General features: G+C 69.7%; 15 protein-coding genes. 6 read left to right on the forward strand and 9 right to left on the reverse strand.

Going from position 1 to position 17,553, the window contains the following annotated elements; translation table 11 throughout:
- Positions 1 to 21 precede the first annotated feature (21 nt).
- From ACWCOV_RS15445 to ACWCOV_RS15455, 3 genes are all read left to right on the forward strand, one after another.
- Positions 22 to 1,380 (forward strand): NAD-dependent succinate-semialdehyde dehydrogenase, encoded by a 1,359-nt coding sequence (locus tag ACWCOV_RS15445; RefSeq protein WP_449829891.1) that lies wholly within the window; start codon positions 22 to 24, stop codon positions 1,378 to 1,380.
- A 140-nt stretch (positions 1,381 to 1,520) separates the two neighbouring features.
- Entirely contained in the window at positions 1,521 to 2,468 is a 948-nt protein-coding gene (locus ACWCOV_RS15450; protein ID WP_449829892.1) for a trypsin-like serine peptidase, read from the forward strand.
- Between the two features lie 92 nt (positions 2,469 to 2,560).
- The gene (locus ACWCOV_RS15455; protein WP_449829893.1) at positions 2,561 to 3,463 is read left to right on the forward strand and encodes a hypothetical protein; all 903 of its coding nucleotides are present in this window, start codon (positions 2,561 to 2,563) and stop codon (positions 3,461 to 3,463) included.
- Here the strand turns inward: ACWCOV_RS15455 and ACWCOV_RS15460 are convergent.
- Complete coding sequence (locus tag ACWCOV_RS15460) at positions 3,403 to 4,041, reverse strand: excalibur calcium-binding domain-containing protein (protein ID WP_449829894.1); 639 nt, start codon at positions 4,039 to 4,041, stop codon at positions 3,403 to 3,405. The two genes, ACWCOV_RS15455 and ACWCOV_RS15460, sit on opposite strands and share 61 nt — an antisense overlap.
- 84 nt (positions 4,042 to 4,125) lie before the next feature.
- Positions 4,126 to 4,614 (reverse strand): winged helix-turn-helix transcriptional regulator, encoded by a 489-nt coding sequence (locus ACWCOV_RS15465; protein WP_449829895.1) that lies wholly within the window; start codon positions 4,612 to 4,614, stop codon positions 4,126 to 4,128.
- A gap of 65 nt (positions 4,615 to 4,679) precedes the next feature.
- On the opposite strand from ACWCOV_RS15465, the gene ACWCOV_RS15470 reads away from it, so the two are divergent.
- Positions 4,680 to 5,186 (forward strand): PaaI family thioesterase, encoded by a 507-nt coding sequence (locus ACWCOV_RS15470; protein WP_449829896.1) that lies wholly within the window; start codon positions 4,680 to 4,682, stop codon positions 5,184 to 5,186.
- Positions 5,187 to 5,189: 3 nt separating this feature from the next.
- Here ACWCOV_RS15470 and ACWCOV_RS15475 read toward each other — a convergent pair whose 3' ends face one another.
- Positions 5,190 to 5,936: an AraC family transcriptional regulator gene (locus ACWCOV_RS15475; RefSeq protein ID WP_449829897.1), complete on the reverse strand. Its 747-nt coding sequence runs from the start codon at positions 5,934 to 5,936 to the stop codon at positions 5,190 to 5,192.
- Between the two features lie 89 nt (positions 5,937 to 6,025).
- Here ACWCOV_RS15475 and ACWCOV_RS15480 point away from each other — a divergent pair, with 89 nt between their 5' ends.
- A complete protein-coding gene (locus ACWCOV_RS15480; RefSeq protein WP_449829898.1) occupies positions 6,026 to 6,787 on the forward strand; it encodes a phytanoyl-CoA dioxygenase family protein in 762 nt (253 codons plus the stop codon).
- Here ACWCOV_RS15480 and ACWCOV_RS15485 read toward each other — a convergent pair.
- The 4 genes from ACWCOV_RS15485 to ACWCOV_RS15500 form a co-directional block, all read right to left on the reverse strand.
- Positions 6,784 to 8,028, reverse strand: coding sequence for an aminotransferase class I/II-fold pyridoxal phosphate-dependent enzyme (locus tag ACWCOV_RS15485; protein WP_449829899.1), 1,245 nt, complete (start codon positions 8,026 to 8,028; stop codon positions 6,784 to 6,786). The two genes, ACWCOV_RS15480 and ACWCOV_RS15485, sit on opposite strands and share 4 nt — an antisense overlap.
- A 93-nt stretch (positions 8,029 to 8,121) precedes the next feature.
- Positions 8,122 to 10,521: a penicillin-binding protein gene (locus ACWCOV_RS15490; protein ID WP_449829900.1), complete on the reverse strand. Its 2,400-nt coding sequence runs from the start codon at positions 10,519 to 10,521 to the stop codon at positions 8,122 to 8,124.
- A 122-nt stretch (positions 10,522 to 10,643) separates the two neighbouring features.
- Positions 10,644 to 12,902 carry a HelD family protein gene (locus tag ACWCOV_RS15495; protein ID WP_449829901.1) on the reverse strand — a complete coding sequence of 753 codons (2,259 nt, stop codon included), beginning with the start codon at positions 12,900 to 12,902 and terminating at the stop codon, positions 10,644 to 10,646.
- Positions 12,903 to 13,037: 135 nt separating this feature from the next.
- The gene (locus tag ACWCOV_RS15500) at positions 13,038 to 13,592 is read right to left on the reverse strand and encodes a TetR/AcrR family transcriptional regulator (protein WP_449829902.1); all 555 of its coding nucleotides are present in this window, start codon (positions 13,590 to 13,592) and stop codon (positions 13,038 to 13,040) included.
- A gap of 75 nt (positions 13,593 to 13,667) precedes the next feature.
- Here ACWCOV_RS15500 and ACWCOV_RS15505 point away from each other — a divergent pair, with 75 nt between their 5' ends.
- Positions 13,668 to 14,024, forward strand: a complete 357-nt coding sequence (locus tag ACWCOV_RS15505) for a DoxX family protein (RefSeq protein ID WP_449829903.1) — start codon at positions 13,668 to 13,670, stop codon at positions 14,022 to 14,024.
- Here the strand turns inward: ACWCOV_RS15505 and ACWCOV_RS15510 are convergent.
- Both ACWCOV_RS15510 and ACWCOV_RS15515 read right to left on the reverse strand, forming a co-directional pair.
- Complete coding sequence (locus ACWCOV_RS15510) at positions 13,999 to 15,057, reverse strand: LacI family DNA-binding transcriptional regulator (RefSeq protein ID WP_449829904.1); 1,059 nt, start codon at positions 15,055 to 15,057, stop codon at positions 13,999 to 14,001. The genes ACWCOV_RS15505 and ACWCOV_RS15510 overlap by 26 nt on opposite strands.
- Before the next feature lie 4 nt (positions 15,058 to 15,061).
- Entirely contained in the window at positions 15,062 to 17,455 is a 2,394-nt protein-coding gene (locus ACWCOV_RS15515) for a glycoside hydrolase family 3 N-terminal domain-containing protein (protein WP_449829905.1), read from the reverse strand.
- Between the last annotated feature and the right edge of the window lie 98 nt (positions 17,456 to 17,553).

A 17,553-nucleotide genomic window follows, 5' to 3' on the forward strand; every position in this document is an offset into this window, starting at 1 on the left:
TCGGTTGTGGATGGAGGAACCATGTACGTGGTGACGAACCCGGCGACGGGTGTGGTGGTGGAGGAAGTGGCCAACTCGACCGAGGAAGAGGTTCGGGCCGCGGTCGGGCGGGTGGCCGGTGGGTATCCGGGGTGGCGGGCGCGGTCGGTGCGGGAGCGGGCCGCGATCGTGGCGCGGGCGGCGGACCTGTTCGAGGGGCGGGCCGAGGAGCTGGCCGCGATCATGACGCTGGAGATGGGCAAGCGGATCAACGAGGGCCGCGGCGAGGTCGGGATCGTGGTCGACATCTTCCGGTACTACGCCGAGCACGGGCCGGCGTTGCTGGCCGACGAGCCGCTGGACATCAAGGGCGGCAAGGCCGTCATCACCAAGGGCCCGATCGGGCCGCTGCTCGGCATCATGCCGTGGAACTTCCCGTGCTACCAGGTGGCCCGGTTCGTCGCGCCGAACCTGGTGCTCGGCAACACCATCCTGCTCAAGCACGCGTCGATCTGCCCGCGCTCGGCCCGCGCGATCGAGCAGATCCTGCACGACGCCGGCGTACCGGACGACGTGTACGTCAACACCTTCGCCTCGAGCCGGCAGATCCCGGCGATCCTGGCCGACCCGCGGATCCAGGGCGTCTCGCTGACCGGCAGCGAACAGGCCGGCGTGTCGGTCGCGGCCGAGGCCGGGCGGCACCTGAAGAAGACCGTGCTCGAGCTCGGCGGCTCCGACCCGCTGATCGTGCTCGACACCGACGACATGGACGAGACGGTCAACGCCACCGCGACCGCGCGGATGCGGAACTGCGGTCAGTCGTGCAACGCGCCGAAGCGGATGATCGTGCTCGCCGACATCTACGACGAGTACGTCGACCGGCTGACCAAGCGGGTCGCGGAGTACTACCAGCCCGGCGACCCGAGCGACCCGGAGACGAAGCTTCCGCCGCTGGCGTCGGTCGCCGCGGCGGACGAGGTCGCGGGCCAGGTGGCGAAGGCGGTCGAGCAGGGTGCGACGCTGCGCGCCGGCGGCCACCGGATCGAGCCCGGTGCTTTTCTCGAAGCGACCGTGCTCACCGACGTCACGCCTGCGATGGACGCGTACTACGAGGAGATCTTCGGGCCGGTGGTGATCGTGTTCCGGGCCGAGGACGAGGACGACGCGGTCCGGCTGGCCAACGACACCCCGTTCGGTCTCGGCGCCAGCGTCTGGGGGACCGACCCCGACCGGCTGCGCCGCGTCGCCGAGCGGATCGACGCCGGCATGGTCTACCTGAACCGGGCCGGCGGCTCCCAGGCCGATCTGCCGTTCGGTGGCATCAAGCGCTCCGGCATCGGCCGCGAGCTCGGCCCGGCCGGCATCGAGGAGTTCATGAACAAGAAGTCGATCAGGCTGTAAAGGGTTTTGCGGCGGGCGTTCAGCGCATAGGGTGGCGCACCTGAAGTGACGGGCCGGTGACTGTGCGGAACCGGTCCGGCCGGATTCTGTTCCGTGAGGACGGCCGGTGTGCTCCACCGGCCGGGAAAGAGTGGCAGCAGATGATGCGATTCCGCCCCCTTCGTTCCGTCCTGCTCGCAACCACCTGTGCTGTCGGCCTCGTCGTACCGCTCGCCGGTACGGCGTCCGCGGGCAGCCCCTCGACGGTCCACGAGGCCGCGACGACCAAGGCCGAGCAGGCCAAGGTCGCCGGCTTCTGGACCGCCGAGCGGATGCGGTCCGCCGTACCGCTCGAACAGCTTCTGAAACCGAAGCAGCGGGTGGCTGCCGCGCCGGCGGCCGGCAAGCCCACCACCGTCGCGCCGACCGCGTTCCCGAACGGCGGCAGTCAGTGGACCGGCGGCGGCAAGATCGTCAGCACCGAGGGCCGGGTGTTCTTCACCTACCAGGGCCGTACGGCGTCCTGCAGCGGGACGGCCGTGACCTCGACGAACAAGAGCACCGTGATCACCGCCGGCCACTGCGTGAAGCTGGACGGCGCGTTCCACACCAACTGGGCGTTCGTCCCGGCGTACAACAACGGCAGCACGCCGTACGGGACCTGGACCGCGAAGAAGACCTATGCGACGCCGCAGTGGGTGGCCAGTGAGGACATCAACTACGACGTCGGCGCCGCGGTGGTGAACCCGCTCAACGGCCAGAACCTCACCGACGTGGTCGGCGGCCAGGGCATCGCGTTCAACCAGGCGCGCGGCCAGAACATGTACGCCTTCGGGTACCCGGCCGCGGCGCCGTACGACGGCTCGAAGCTGATCTACTGCAGCGGCACCACGTTCAACGCGCTCATCTCGAACGGGATCGGGATGACCTGCAACATGACCGGCGGGTCGAGTGGTGGCGGCTGGTTCCTGCAGTTCAGCGAGTCGACCGGCGCCGGCATCGTGAACTCGGTGAACAGCTACAAGATCAACTTCATCCCGACCTGGATGTTCGGCCCGTACTTCGGCACCGACGCCCAGAACGTGTACAACACGGCCCAGGCCGGCTGACCCGACACGCGGCGGGCCGCACGCGCTGCCGTGCGGCCCGCCGCGGCGCATACTGCGAGTAACAGGGGGAGTTTCGTTCCTAGGGGGCCGACATGGCTGAGCCCGCTGGTTACTCGATCAAGACCTACCGCTACCTGCGGATGGCGATGGTGGCGATGGTGGTGCTGCTCGCCGCTTCGCTGGTGATCGAGTGGTCGAAGACGAGTCCGCGCTGTCTGCAGACGTCGATCAGCGCCTACTACTACACGCCGGTGCAGGCGATCTTCGTCGGCGGCCTGATCGCCATCGGTGTCTGCATGGTGGTGCTCAAGGGCAACACCGAGCGGGAGGACATCCTGCTCAACGTCGCCGGGATCCTCGCGCCCGTCGTGGCGCTGGTGCCGACACCGGGTCCGGGGAGGTGCCGGTCGGTGCCGATGGTGCTGGGTGACACGGCCGCGAACATCGCCAACAACATGCTCGCGCTGTTCGTCGTCGGCGTGCCGTGCCTGGTGGTCACCGCGGTGTTCGTGCTGCGGGCGCGGCTGTCCCGCGCGGACCGGAATCCCATGTACCTGGTCGGTTTCGGCGTCGCGCTCGCACTGTTCGGCGGTGGCGTGGCGTGGTTCTTCGCCGACCGGGCCGGGTTCATCCGCAACGCGCACTACACGGCGGCGGTGGTGTTGTTCCTCTGCATCATCCTGGTGGTGCTGCTGAACGCGCAGCAGTTCCGCCGCAAGGAGCACCCGGCGCACGCGAAGGCGCCGGCGGCCAACCGCTACACCGCGCTGGCGATCGCGATGGTCGTCGTACCGCTCGCGCTGCTGGCCTGGAAGTGGCTGTTCGGCTGGGAGCATGCGGTGCTCTGGATCGAGGGCGCGGTGATCACGCTGTTCGCGACCTTCTGGATCGTGCAGACCCAGGAACTGTGGGACGAAGGACTGCGGGCCGGCGGTCAGGAGTTGCCGCGGTCGCAGGCCGTTCCGTCACCGTTGTTGTCGAGCTCCTCGGAGTAGCCCGGGTCGCCACGGTGCAGGGGCGCCTTGCCGGCGGCGCGGACCTCGGCGCAGTTGCGGTAGACGACCGTCACGTTGGTCGTGGTGGGCGTCTTGCTCGGCGTCGGGGTCGTCTTCGGCGTGGACGGCTCCGGCTCCGTCGGGGTGTCGCTCGGGGCCGAGGGAGTCGGCGTCGGCTCCGCCGTCGGCTCGGTCGTGGCTGCCTTCGGCGTCGGATGCGCCGTCGTCGGCGTCTCGGTTCCCGGTGCGGTCGGCATGCTCTCCGGCGCGGCGGAGCTCTCCACCTCAGCCGTCGGGGCGGCGGTGGGAGTCGAGTCGTCGCCGCCGCCGGTGAACGGGTTGAACAGCACCAGGCCGATCAGCGCGAGGACGACGAGTGCCGCCGACCCGAGCTTGACGACGCTCGGACCGCCGTACCGGCCGATCGGCCCGCGCACCGGGCGGCCCTCCTCGTCGACCCAGAACCTCCAGCCGTCGGGCGCAGGTGGCCACGACGGCGCGGGACCCCAGCGCTTGGGCGGTCTCCACCTGGCGTTCGGCGGGTCGGGCCAGCCGGGTGGCGTGTTGAACTGCCTCACTCAACCTCCTGCTCCAGTCGAGGTCGCGAGCAGCCTACCCAGAGTGGTGTCAGTAATGTGCTCCGGGGCCCGAAACCCTTTATTTCATACGTTTGACCGCCGCCGCCGAGCCCCTGGGCCCGGTCGCGGTACGGCGTCGCGCGGTGACTCGACGGTGTGGCCGGCGGCGCAGTGAACCTCGGTGTGGACGTCGGCGCCACAGTCGCGGTGGGTGATGCTCAACGGCGAGCCTTCGGGTCCGGCCAGGTACTTGTCACCCCAGTCGCGGATCGCGATCAGCAGCGGGTAGAGGTCGAACCCCTTCTCGGTCAGCCGGTACTCGTCGCGCTGCCGGGACCCGGGCTCGCGGTACGGCACCCGGCGCAGGATGCCGTGGTCGACGAGCTTGGCCAGCCGGTTGGACAGCACCTGCCGGGGGATGTCGGTGCGGATCCGCAGCTCGTCGAACCGGCGGATGCCGTTGAACACCTCGCGCAGCACCACCACGGTCCACCGCTCGCCGAGAATCTCCATCGCCCGCCCGATCGGGCAGTTGTCCACCGACCAGTCCAAGGCGTCGTACGTTGCGGTCATAGGGCTCATGCTAGTGAGGGCTAGGTCTCGTTGACAGACCCAGCGGGGGATGTGAGGCTCGGTTCATGACTGAGACCCAGCAGGCGACCCGCAGCCGTACCTTCACCTGGTCCGACCCGGCGCTGACGGCGGCGTCGCTCGGCGCGATCTCCGGCCTGGAGATGCTGCAGGCCATGCGGGACGGCAAGGTCCCGCCGCCGCCGATCCTGCAGCTGGTCGGCGGGACCGGGTTCGAGGTCGAGGAGGGCCGGGTCGCGGTGCTGATGCCGGCCGCCGAGTTCCACTACAACCCGCTCGGCACGGTGCACGGCGGCATCATCGCGACGCTGCTCGACACCGCCGCCGGCTGCACGGTCCATTCGACGCTTCCGGCCGGCGTGGGCTACACCTCGCTCGACCTGATGACCCGCTTCATCAAGCCGGTCACGGTCTCCTCCGGCCTGCTCCGCTGCGAGGGCGCGATGATCAGCCGCGGCCGCCGTACCGCTGCCGCCGAGTCCCGCCTGTTCGACGAGCGCGGGACCCTGCTGGCGCACGCCACCTCGACCTGTCTGCTCTTCGACATTCCCTGACCGTCACTCCGGCGCACGCAACGCGCCCGGCGCCGAGCCGGTCGCGGCCTTGACCTGGCGGCTGAGGTGGCTGACCGAGTCGTAGCCGGTCAGCTCCGCGATCGCCTGCAGTGTCAACGTGGAGTTGCGGATGTGGCCGAGCGCGTGCCGCAGCCGCACGTGGTGCAGCGCCGCGCGCGGACTCGTGCCACGCAGCCGTGCGAAGGCGGCCCGTAGCCCGGACGGCGAGATGCCGAGCTCGGCGGCGACCTCGGCGATCCGGATCCCGGAGGCGAAGCGTTCCTCGAAGATCCGCTCAGCCTGCGCGACCAGCTGTTCCGCCGCTGTCACCGGCGAGGCGGCGGCCGCGCGGCGCAGCAGGAGGTCGAGCTCGTCGAGCAGCAGCGAGCACATCCGGTCGCTCTCGTCGCCGGGCTGCGCGCTCTCGCGGACGATGGCGTCGAAGACGCGGCCGAGGCTGCGCTCGCCGTCGTCGAAGCAGACCCGCGGCCACGGCCGTCCAGCCGCGGCGTCGACCTGCAAGAAACGGTTGGCGTAGCCGGTGCGGCTCAGCTCGGCGTGGAACGTCCGCGGCGGTGTGAGCAGGACGGTGCCCGGCGTGGCGGCGTACGTCTCGTCGCCGATCGGGCACGTGATCCGGCCGCGCACGTAGTAGACCAGCTCCCACGAGGTGTGCGCATGCAACGGGTAGTCCTTGCCCGGACCGGCCGCGTGTACGCCGGCGCCGAGCAGCTGAAGCGATTTGTGCATAGTCGCTGTCGCCTCCTGCATTGTTTCGCATGCACGTCTGCTCGATGCTGACATCGATTCGTGCAACCTGTGAAGGAGTGCTTATGGATATGGCAACCGCACTGCACGACCTCGGCGTCACCGACGACGTGCTCACCCAGGCCGAGAAGGACCGGCTCGACCGCGACGGCTTCCTCCCGCTCGAGGGAATCCTCACCGCGGAGGAGGTGTCCGGCCTCAACAAACGGATGGCCGAGCTCACCGCCGCCGAGGGCGACCGAGCGGGTCTCGAGGTGCACCAGGAGAAGGGCACCGACCGGCTCGCCGACCTGGTCAACAAGGACCCGCGGTTCGAGGTGTGCTTCAGCCACCCGCGCGTGCTGGCCGCGATGAAGCATGTGCTCGGCGAGTTCCGGCTGTCGTCGCTGAACAGCCGCGCAGCCCTGCCGGGGCAGGGGCTTCAGGCCCTGCACGCCGACTTCGGCCATCCGGTCGAGCCCGGCGCGTACGAGGTGTGCAACTCGATCTGGCTGCTCGACGACTTCACTCCGGAGAACGGCGCGACCCGCGTGGTGCCCGGCTCGCACCGGCGCGGCACCATGCCCGGTGACGAGATGACGAATCCGGGCGACGAGCACCCGGATCAGGTTCTGCTGACCGGCAAGGCCGGCACTGTCGTCGTCTTCAACAGCCACCTCTGGCACGGCGGCACCCAGAACCGCACCGACCGACCGCGCCGGGCGATGCACTCCTACTTCGCCCTACGTCACCTCCCGCAGCAACTGGATCAGCAGGCCTACCTCCGCGTCGAGACGTACAACCGTCTGACCCCGGCCCAGCGCTACATCCTCGATGTCACTGGCACCAACTAGCCGGCCGCCTGCTGCTCGGCGCCGACGAGGCGGATGCAGGTCGCGAGACCGGAGATGGCTGCCTCGACTTCGGGCAGCTCGGGGTAGGTCGGGGCGATGCGGATAGTGCGGTCGCCCGGGTCGTCGCCGTACGGGTGGCTGGCACCCGCCGGGGTCAGGGCGATGCCGGCGGCCTTCGCCTTCGCGACGACCGCGCGGGCGCAGCCCTTCGGGACCTGGAGGGAGATGAAGTAGCCACCCGCGGGGCTGGTCCAGGAGGCCAGGTCGGTGCCGCCGAGCTCGGTGGTGAGGATCTTGTCGACGGCCTCGAACTTGGGCCGGATCAGCTCCGCCAGGTTCCGCATGTGTGCCCGCAGCCCGTCGGCGTCGCGCAGGAACTGCACGTGCCGGAGCTGGTTGATCTTGTCCGGGCCGATGCTGCGCTTCGAGGTGTGGCTCAGCCACCAGGCGACGTTGGCGGGGGAGGACCCGAAGAAGGCGACCCCGGACCCGGCGAAGGTGATCTTCGAGCTGGACCCGAACACGAACGCCCGGTCCGGGTGCCCGTGCTCGGCGCACAACGCCAGCACGTCGGCGATCTCGGTCTCGGTGTCGGTCAGGTGGTGAACGGCGTACGCGTTGTCCCAGAAGATCCGGAAGTCCGGTGCCGCGGTCTCCATCGCCGCCAGCCGCCGCACCGTCTCGTCCGAGTACACCGTGCCGTCGGGGTTGCTGTACTTGGGCACGCACCAGATGCCCTTCACCTGCGGGTCGGCCGCGACCAGCCGCTCGACGACGTCCAGGTCCGGACCGTCCGGCGTCATCGGCACCGGGACCATCTTGATGCCGAACCGCTCGCACACCGAGAAGTGCCGGTCGTACCCAGGCACCGGGCACAGGAACGTGATCTCCGGCTCGTCGACCCACCGCCGCTCAGCACCTGGTACGACGCCCAGCAGCGAGAACACCACGGCGTCGTGCATCAGCTCCAGGCTGGAGTTGCCGACCGCAAGCAGCTGGTCGACCGGCACCTGCAACGCGCCGGCGAAGATCTCCCGCAGCTCCGGCAGACCCTCCAGGCCGCCGTAGTTGCGCAGGTCCACCCCGGCGGCCGACACCGGCGCGACGGGTTGGTCGAGCATCGCGTCCGCCAGGTCGAGTTGTCGTGGTGACGGCTTGCCCCGCGTGAGGTCGAGCTTCAGCCCTCGCGCGACAAGGTCGTCGTACTCCTGGCGGGCGCGCTGCAGCTCATCGACGGTCACTGGCTTTCCCTTCAGCTTGGCTCGAACGGCCGGTTGAACGGCCATAGCCTAGTGACTCACCACACCGGCGTGCCGAAGATATCCACAGACCGGTCAGCGACCGCGCCGGCAGTTGGGGTACTTCGGGTCCCACGGCGGGCAGGTCGGGAAGCCCGGCGGCTTGATCGTCGGTGGTGTCATCGGCGGCGTGGGCGGTGTCACCGGCGGCGTCGGCGGCTGCGCCTTGCTGCCGTTGGACAGGTGCAACGTCACGATCGCACCGGCCGGCGCGCCGTCCTCCTGCCGCGGGGTGGTGAAGGCGACCATGCCCGCCTGCGCGTCCGAGTCCACCGGCTCCGGCGCGACCTGCGCCTTGAAGCCCAGCTGCGCCAGCTTGGCGATCGCCTCGGCCGGCGGCATCCCCTTCAGGTACGGCAGATCCTTCACGTCGCCACGGATCGTCTTGTCGTCCGGCTTCACGAACTTGCTCGTCGGCAGGCCCTGCAGCGCGGCCTGCATCGCGGACTCCCAGATCGGTCCCGCCGTGCCGGAACCCGACGCGTCGCGCATCTTCTTCCCGTTCAGCGTCTGTCCGATCAGGTTCTCGGCCGGCGGATCGGCGTCGGCCACGACCGACGCGGCGGCCAGCTTGGTCGAGTAGCCCGCGAACCAGACCGCCTTGTTGTCGTCCGTCGTACCGGTCTTGCCGGCCAGGTCGCTCTTGCCGAACTTCAGCTTGGAGCCGGTGCCGCCAGGTCCCATCACCTGCTGCAGCACGTAGCTGACGCCGTCGGCGACCGTCGGCGACAGGGCGCGCTTGCAGCTCGGGCCCGGGGTGGGAATGGACTTGCCCCGGCTGCTGGTGATCGCGGTGACCACCTGCGGCTTGCAGTACATGCCGCGGGCCGCGAACGTCGCGTACGCGTTGGCGACCATCAGCGGGCTGACCAGACCCGGCCCGAGGGTGTACGAGACGACCTGCTTCAGCGGTTCCATCGTCTGGGCGTCGTACATGCCGAGCTTCTGCGCGATGGTCGCGATCGGGCACAGGCCGATCTGCTTGGACAGCTGCAGGAAGTAGGTGTTCGTCGAGGCCTTGGCGGCGTCCAGCATCGACGGGTCCGCGACCGTCTTGGTCGAGTTCTTCGGGTGGTACGTCGGGTCCGACGTGGGGCCGTTGCAGGTGCTGAACCGCACGCCGCGCAGGTCGAGCGTCTGCGGCGAGGCGATCCGGTACGTCATCGGGACGCCCTTGCCGATCGCGGCCGCGATCGTGAACGCCTTCATCGTCGAGCCGTTCTGGAAGCCGCCGAACCCGCCGGCGTAGGACTTCTCGACGTTGTAGTTGTACGACGTCTGGCCCTTCTTGCTGCCGTACGTCCGGCTCTGCGCCATCGCCTTCACCAGGCCGGTGCCGGGCTCGACCAGAGTGATCGCGGCGACCGCGGAGTCGGTCGGCTTCGAGTGCTTCTTGATCGAGGCCTCGGCCGCCTTCTGCATCTTCGGGTCCAGCGCGGTCCGCACGATCAGGCCGGAGGTCTCGATGTAGTTCTCGGCGTCCTCCGGGGTCTTGCCGAAGACGCGGTTCGCCTTCAGCTGCGCCACGACGTAGTCGCAGTAGAACGGGTACTTCGAGTTCGCGCAGCCGCTCGGCACGTTGCGGACCTTGGCCGGGTCGATCACCGGCGTCTTGATCGCGTCCCGGGCCTCCTTGGCCGAGATGACGTTCAGCTCCTGCATCCGGCGCAGCACCACGTCGCGGCGCTCCTTGGCCCGCTTCGGGTTGTTGGTCGGGTTGTAGCCGGTCGGGTTCTTCACCAGGCCGGCCAGCAGCGCGGCCTGCGGCAGGTTGAGCTTGGCCGCGTGCACCCCGAAGTAGTGCATCGCCGCCGCCTCGACGCCGTACGAGCGGTCGCCGAAGAAGGCCAGGTTCAGGTAGCGGTTGAGGATCTCGTCCTTGGAGTACTGCTTCTCGACCGCGATCGCGTAGCGGAGCTCGGCGACCTTGCGCTCGTAGGTCTCCGCGGTGGCGGCCTGGATCTCCTCCGGCGTGCGCGCCTTGGCGACCAGGCTGAGCTTCACGTACTGCTGGGTGATGCTGGAGCCGCCCTGCTGGACCGATCCCTGCGACTGGTTGCGCAGCAGGGCGCGCAGCGTGCCCTTGGCGTCCAGCGCCCCGTGCTGGTAGAAGCGGTCGTCCTCGATCGCGATGATCGCCTTCAGCATCACCGGGCTGATCTGCTTCAGCGTGACCGGGGTGCGGTTCTCCTGGTACAGCGTGGCGATCAGCGAGCCGTCGGCGGCCAGGATCTGGCTCTTCTGGGCCAGCGGCGCCGTCTGCAGGTCCTGCGGAAGGTACTGCACAGTGTCGTGCGCCTTCTCCGTGGTGACGCCGGCCAGACCGGCGAACGGAAGGGCCAAGCCGGCGACGAGTGCGCCGCAGAGACCGCTGACCAGCAGGAACAGGATCACCGATTGCGCAACGTTGGGCCGGGCGGGCTCGCCTCTGTGCATGGTCCGGCAGATTACGTGAGGACCGGGCTTTCCGGGAGCCTTTTCGTTACGGACTTTACTCAATTGCCCAAAGATCTCACCCACCGTGACGGCTCACTCCCGAGCGGTGATCGCGCCGCTGGTCAACGCAGCGCCGGTGGGAGCGGACCCGGGGTGAGGATGGTGAGTCGTTTGGTGGCTCGGGTGATCGCTACGTAGAGGTCGGACAGGCCGCGGGTGGAGTCGGTGATGATGGTGGCGGGGTCGGCGATCAGCACGGCGTCGAACTCGAGGCCTTTGGACTGGGCCACGTCGAGCAGCGCGGCGCCGGCGTCGAGGACGGACGGGTCGTGGCCGTGGGCAACGTCCGGGAGTACGGCGGCCAACTCGTCGTACCGCGAGGTCGGGACGATGACCGCAAGCCTGCCGTCGTCGATCGCCTGGCGCTCGAACCTGATCGTGGTGACGAGCGCGTCCACGAACGCGTCCGCGGGCACCGAGTCGAGCCACGGCTGGGTCCCGGTCTCGCGGACCGAGGCCGGTGGGCTGAGCGCCGGATCGATCGCGGCCAGCACGTTCGCGGCGACGGCCATGATCTCGGTGGGCGTGCGGTAGTTCACCGTCAGCTCCGCGCTCCGCCACCGCCGCGGCGCGTACTTGTCCAGAACGTCCGCCCACGAGGCGATCCCGGCCGCCGAGCCGGTCTGCGCGACGTCACCGACCAGCGTCATCGAGCGCCGTGGGCACCGGCGCATCAGCATCCGCCAGTCCATCGCGGACAGCTCCTGCGCTTCGTCCACGATGACGTGCCCGAACACCCAGGTGCGATCCGACGCGGCCCGTTCGGCCACTGTGCCGGGGTTCTCGATCAGCTGCGTCCGGTGGTGGACGAGCGCGGCGAACTCCTCGATCTCCCACGGCTCGATGGTGATCCGGTCGGCGGTGAGCTCGATGTCGATCACGCCCCGGGCGTACTCCCAATGGGACTGTTCGGCGGCCGCGTCGTCCGCCTCCTTTCGGTTGCGCGCGGCAACAGTTCCGTCGGTGTCGCCGAGCAGCTCGGCCGCCTCGTCGAGGAGCGCGACGTCGGACTGCGTCCACTCGGCGTCGACCGGCCGCCGTACCGCTGCCAGCTCGTCCTCGGTCAGGTGCGGCGCCGCGGCCCTGAGCCGCTCCGGCGACGACAGCAGCACGGACACCAGGATCTGCGGCGTGAGCTCGGGCCAGAGCCGGACCAGCAGCGCCTGAACCTTGTCGTCCTCGGTCAGCTCCTTGCGGATGTCCTCGATGTCCTCGGTCCCGAGATACTGCCGCCCGAGCCGATCGGCGATCTGGTTGGTCAACGCCGTCAGGATCGCGCGCACGAAGACGAGCCGAGCCCGGTTGTGCGGCCGGTCCGTGGCCCGCGCCCGCTCCCGAGCCTTCCGTACGACGCTCGGCCGCAGCACCAGCTCGTGCTGGTCCACCTTCAGCTCGATCGGGGCCGTCGGCACCAACTGGAAGTCACGCACGGCCCGCGCGAGTACGTCGGCCATCGCCTCGTCACCCTTGACCCGGGCAGCCGTCCGGGACTCCGCCCCGGTCGCGTCCACGCCCGGGTAGAGCTCGCCGACCGTCGCCAGCACGACATCGGTCTCCCCGAGCGAGGGGAGGACCTGATCGATATAGTGCAGGAAGGTCGCGTTCGGCCCGACGACCAGTACGCCGCTCCGCGACAACTGCTCGCGATACGTGTAGAGCAGGTACGCCGCGCGGTGCAGCGCGACCACGGTCTTGCCGGTGCCCGGACCGCCCTGGACCACCAGGACGCCGGGCAGGCCGGACCGGATGATCTCGTCCTGCTCGGACTGGATCGTCGCGACGATCTCGTTCATCCGGCCGGTGCGGCTGGCGTCGAGCGACGCCATCAGCGCGGCCTCGCCGATCAGCGTCTGGCGCTCGGTGTCGCCGAGTGCCTCGAGGTCCAGCACGTCGTCGTCGACACCGATCACCGTGCGGCCGTGCAGCCGGATGTGCCGGCGCCGGGTGACGCCGAGCGGGTCGGCCGGAGTCGCGCGGTAGAACACCTGCGCGACGGGTGTCCGCCAGTCGATCAGGAGTGGGTCGTAGTCCTCGTCGAACAGCCCGATGCGGCCGACGTGGAAGCGGGCGCCGTCGCCGGTGTCGATCCGGCCGAAACACAACCCGCGTTCCACCGACGACAATTGCGAGAACCGCCCGGCGAACAGATCGGTGAATGAGTCGCGTTCGGCCCAGGCCTGCTCGGTCTGCGTCGTCTCCTCCAGCTGAACCCGCGCCAATTCCCCACGGGCCCGCTCGCGGAGAACGTCGAGCCGGTCGTACATCCTCGTCACATCGCCTTGTTCTGCGGCGATCTCGCGCACCAGCACCTCGTCCGTCACACTGCCCCCAATTGGTGTTTGCACAGAGCGGAATTTCCTGCTAATCTGGTATTAGATGCCCCACCTGGGCATCTTTTTTTATGTCTCCGCACAAACACACAACGGTACGCCGAATCGGCGGACCAGGCAATCTTTTCAGCGCGACAGCACCCGGCCGACCACGTCCCCGACCATGGCCGGGGGGATGGGGCGGTGGGCAACGAACCGCCGGTAGAAGAACGGGCTGGTGAGCAGGTCCGTGGTCAGCTCGGGGTCGGTGTCCGCGGGAAGCTCGCTGCGCTCGCGGGCACGCTCCAGCACCGCGAGCAGGGGCTCCCGGCGGCGGTGCGTCAGCTCGGCGTGCAGCCGGGCCAGCGCCGGATCCCGCTCGGCGGCATCGATGAAGGCGGCCAGCAGCCGGGGGAACGGAGTGTGCTCGAGCATGGTGACGAACGCGGTCAGCAGCTCCGCGACGTCGGACTCGACCCGGCCGGTGTCCGGGACCGGGAACGGCCGGAACGTGGCGTCCATCGCGTCGATCAGCAGCGCTCCGGTGGTCGGCCAGCGCCGGTAGAGCGTCGCTTTGCTCGCCCCGGCCCGGCGGGCGACGGCCTCCATCGTGAAGCCGGCCAGCCCGGCCTCGTCCAGGACCTCCAGCGCAGCAGTCAGCATCCGCTGCCGCGCACCGTCGCCGCGGGAGACTCCGGCCATTGATCCACCTCCATCGAAACGCTATCGTACCGATAGATAAGAGTACGGACCCGTACCGATGGCAGGTGAGTCGTGATGCGCAACCGGACCTACTGGATCGTGACAGCGATCGTCACCGGCGAGTGCGCCGTCGGCGGCACGATGGACCTGTTCCGGATGGCGCCCTTCTACCCGATGCTCCGTGACCTCGGCTACCCGAGCTACCTGGCCACCATCCTCGGTACGGCGAAGGTCGCGGCCGCGGTCGTGCTGCTGTCTCCGAGGCTGCCGCGGCTGAAGGAGTGGGCGTACGCCGGAGTCGTCATCAACATGACCGGGGCGGCGGCATCGAACCTCGCCGCGCACCACCCGGGCGGCATGGTCGCGCCGACCGCGTTCGGCCTCCTCGCCCTCGCGTCGTGGAGGACTAGGCCGGCTGATCGGCGGCTCTAGGCCGCGGGTAGTGGTTGGGGGCGGCTGACGACCTGATGATGAGGGAGGTGGCCAGCTCCACGTGGTGGGAGTCGACCTTCTCGCCGGCGGCCAGTTGCAGGGCGGTGCGCAGGGCCACGGCGCCCATCTCGCGCAGCGGTTGCTTCACCGTGGTGAGTGGGGGAGAGGCGAGCCGGGCGACCTCGGTGTCGTCGAAGCCGACCACGCTGAGGTCCTCCGGGACGCGCAGGCCGCGGGCACGCGCCGCCTCCAGGATGCCGAGCGCGACCTCGTCGCTGCCGGCGAAGATCGCGGTCGGCCGGTCCGGCAGGTCGAGCATGGCGGCGCCACCGGCCAGGCCGTCGTCGTACAGGAAGTCCCGCAGCCAGATGTAGTCCGGCGGGACCGGCGCGCCGACGGCCTCCATAGCACTGCGGAACCCACTCATCCGGGCCTGGTTGCAGCCTGAGGTCGGCGGACCGCCGACGTACGCGATCCGGTGGTGGCCGAGGGAGAGCAGGTGCTGGGTGGCCGCCATCCCGCCGGCGAAGTTGGTCGAGCCGACGCTTGTCACGTCCGGCTGCGGGATGTTGGCCGGGTCGACGACCACCAGCGGCAGCCGCGCCCGGGACAACGCGGCCAGGTCGGCATCCGCCAGCTCGCTGGTGATGCCGATCGCGGCGCGCCGCCCGTTGCCGATCAGCTCACGGATCCACCGCGCCGCGCGGCCACTGCTCGAGGTCTGCGGGTGCGGGGGATGGGCGTTCAGTACGACGTCCACGCCGGCGACCTGCCCGGCCTCGACGACCCCCTGGATCACCTCGACCGAGTACGCGTTCACCACACCCTGGTAGAAGAGCTCGACGGTGTCGCGCTCCACAGGCTCCGGCCGGCGGCCGACGTACCCGTGCTTCTCGAGGATGTCCTGGACCCGGGCCCGGGTGGCCGGCGAGACGTCGCTGCGCCCGTTGAGCACCTTGGAGACCGTGGCGACCGATACGCCGGCCGTGCCGGCCACGGTGGCCAGGGTGACGCGACCCTTCAACCGCGGCATCCCATCACCCTCCTCCTGCTCCCTCGGTCACCACCGGCGTCAGCTCGACCGGGGTGGTCAGCACGCGATCGTGTCCCACCACCCTCACATCCCCGGTAACCCGGACAAAAGTCCGACACGGCAGGTCCAGCGACGACGTGCCGATCATCACCTCGACGTCACCCGGCTCGACGATCCGTCGCAGGTCCGGCCCTGTGTACGCGGTGCGATCCGCGTGGACACGGAAGGTGACATCGGTGGCGTCGCCCGGCTCCAGCGACACCCGGGCGAACCCGGTCAGCTGCTTCAGCGGCCGGGCGATCCGGGCCACCAGATCGTGCAGGTACAGCTGGACGACCTCATCGCCGGCCCGGGCGCCGGTGTTGCGGACCCGGACGGTCGCGGTGAACTCACCGTCGTTCCCGATCTCTGTCGCGCTGACTCGCAGGTCGCCGACCTCGAAGCTGGTGTACGACGACCCGTACCCGAACGGGAACAGCGGCCGCGCCTCCAGCCCACTGATCCCGGCGCTCTCGACACTGCCGAGCGCGGGCTGCAGGTACGTGCCCGGCTGCCCACCGACGTGCCGCGGGATCTGCACCGGCAGCTTGCCGCTCGGCATGATCCGCCCAGTCAGTACGCCGGCGATCGCGGCCGCACCCTCCTGGCCGGGAAGGAACGCCTGGACCAGCCCGGCGACCCGGTCCGCGTAGTCGCCGAGTGCGTACGGCCGGCCGGAGACGACCACCACGACGACCGGCGTACCGGTGTCGAGCAGCTGGTCGAGCAGCTCACCCTGTACGCCGGGCAGCCGCAGGTCCTCGGCGTCACAGCCTTCGCCGGACGTGCCGTGTCCGAACAGTCCGGAGCGATCCCCGACGTACGCGATGCACAGCTCGGCCTCCCGCGCCGCCGCGACCGCGGCCTCGAAACCGGACCGGTCGTCGCCGGTGACCTCACAACCCTTGGCGTGCACGAGCTCCACCGCGCCGATCTCGTTGCGCAGGGCATCGATCGGGCTGAGCACGTCGATCCCGAAACCGCGGTCTGGGTAGCGGGGGAGCACATGGTTCGGGAAGGCGTAGCAGCCCATCAGCGTGCGCTGGTCGCCCGCGCAGGGCCCGACCACCGCGAGCTTGCGCAGGTCGGTCGTCAGCGGCAACGCCGTACCCGCGTCGAGGAGGATGACCGAGCGTTCGGCGAGCTGCCGGGCGATCTCCCGGTTCTCGGCCGAGTCGAGGTCGACGCCGCCCGCGCGCACCGAACCCTCCGGGGTCCAGTCGGGATCGAGCAGGCCGAGCTCGACCTTCTGCAGCAGCAACCGCCGGGCCGCGCGATCGATCAGTTCCTCGGAGATCACGCCCGACTGCACCTTGTCGAGCAGGCCGGCGAACCCGATGGTGTCCGGCAGTTCGACATCGGTGCCGGCCGTCAGCGCGACCACGCCGGCGTCCGCGTTGTCGGCCGCGACCCGATGCATCGAGGAGAGGAACGGCACCGCCCAGTAGTCCGAGACGACCGTGCCGCCGAAACCCCACTCCGTGCGCAGTACGTCGGTGAACAGCCACGGATCCGCACTCGCCGGCAGTCCGTCGATGTCGGAGTACGAGCTCATCACCGAGCCCGCGCCGGCCGTCGCGATCGCGGTCTCGAACGTCGGCAGGATGAAGTCGAGCAGCTCACGACGCCCCATCGACACCGGACCGTGGTTGCGCCCGGCCCTGGACGCCGAGTACCCGGCGAAGTGCTTCAGGGTCGCGATCACGCCGGCGCTCTGCAACCCGCGGACGTACGCCGACCCGAGCATCGCAACCAGGTACGGATCCTCACCGATCGTCTCCTCGACGCGGCCCCAGCGATAGTCGCGTACGACGTCCAGCACCGGCGACAGGCCTTGGTGGACACCGACCGCGGCCATGTCGCGCCCGATCGCCGCGGCCATCCGCTCGACCAGCTCGGGGTCGAACGTGGCGCCCCAGGCGATCGACGCCGGGTACACGGTCGCGCCGTACGTCGTGAAGCCGGTGAGGCACTCCTCGTGCACCAGGGCCGGGACGCCGAGCCGGGATCCCTCCAGCACAACCTGGTGCTGGCGGATCAGCTCCTCGACACCGTGCTCCACCGACTGCGGGACGCTGCCCCAGACCCGGGTCAGGTGGCCGAGGCCGTGCCGGCTCGCCTCCGCCAGCGACAGTGAACCGCCGGCCGCGAACACGTCCTCCATCGGCGCGACGTTGATCGTCTCCTCTTCGGGGAGCTCGTGGTCGGCCATGTCGTTGCCGGCCCACCGGCTGCCGAGCTGCGCGACCTTCTCGGCCAGCGTCATCGCCTGCAGGAGCAGCTCGGCGCGCTTCTCGGGCGCCAGCGCGGTGTCGAGCCAGGGACGGTCCGGCGAGGTGGAGGAGGTCGGCGTGGACAAGAAATTCTCCCTTAACCTGGGCTCTTTGCCGTGACAAAGTATCGAAAACTTTTCGATGTTTCGGAGGCGGTTCGCCGCTCTCGTCACGATGCTCTGGA

The sequence above is a fragment of the Kribbella sp. NPDC002412 genome (genome assembly GCF_053592935.1).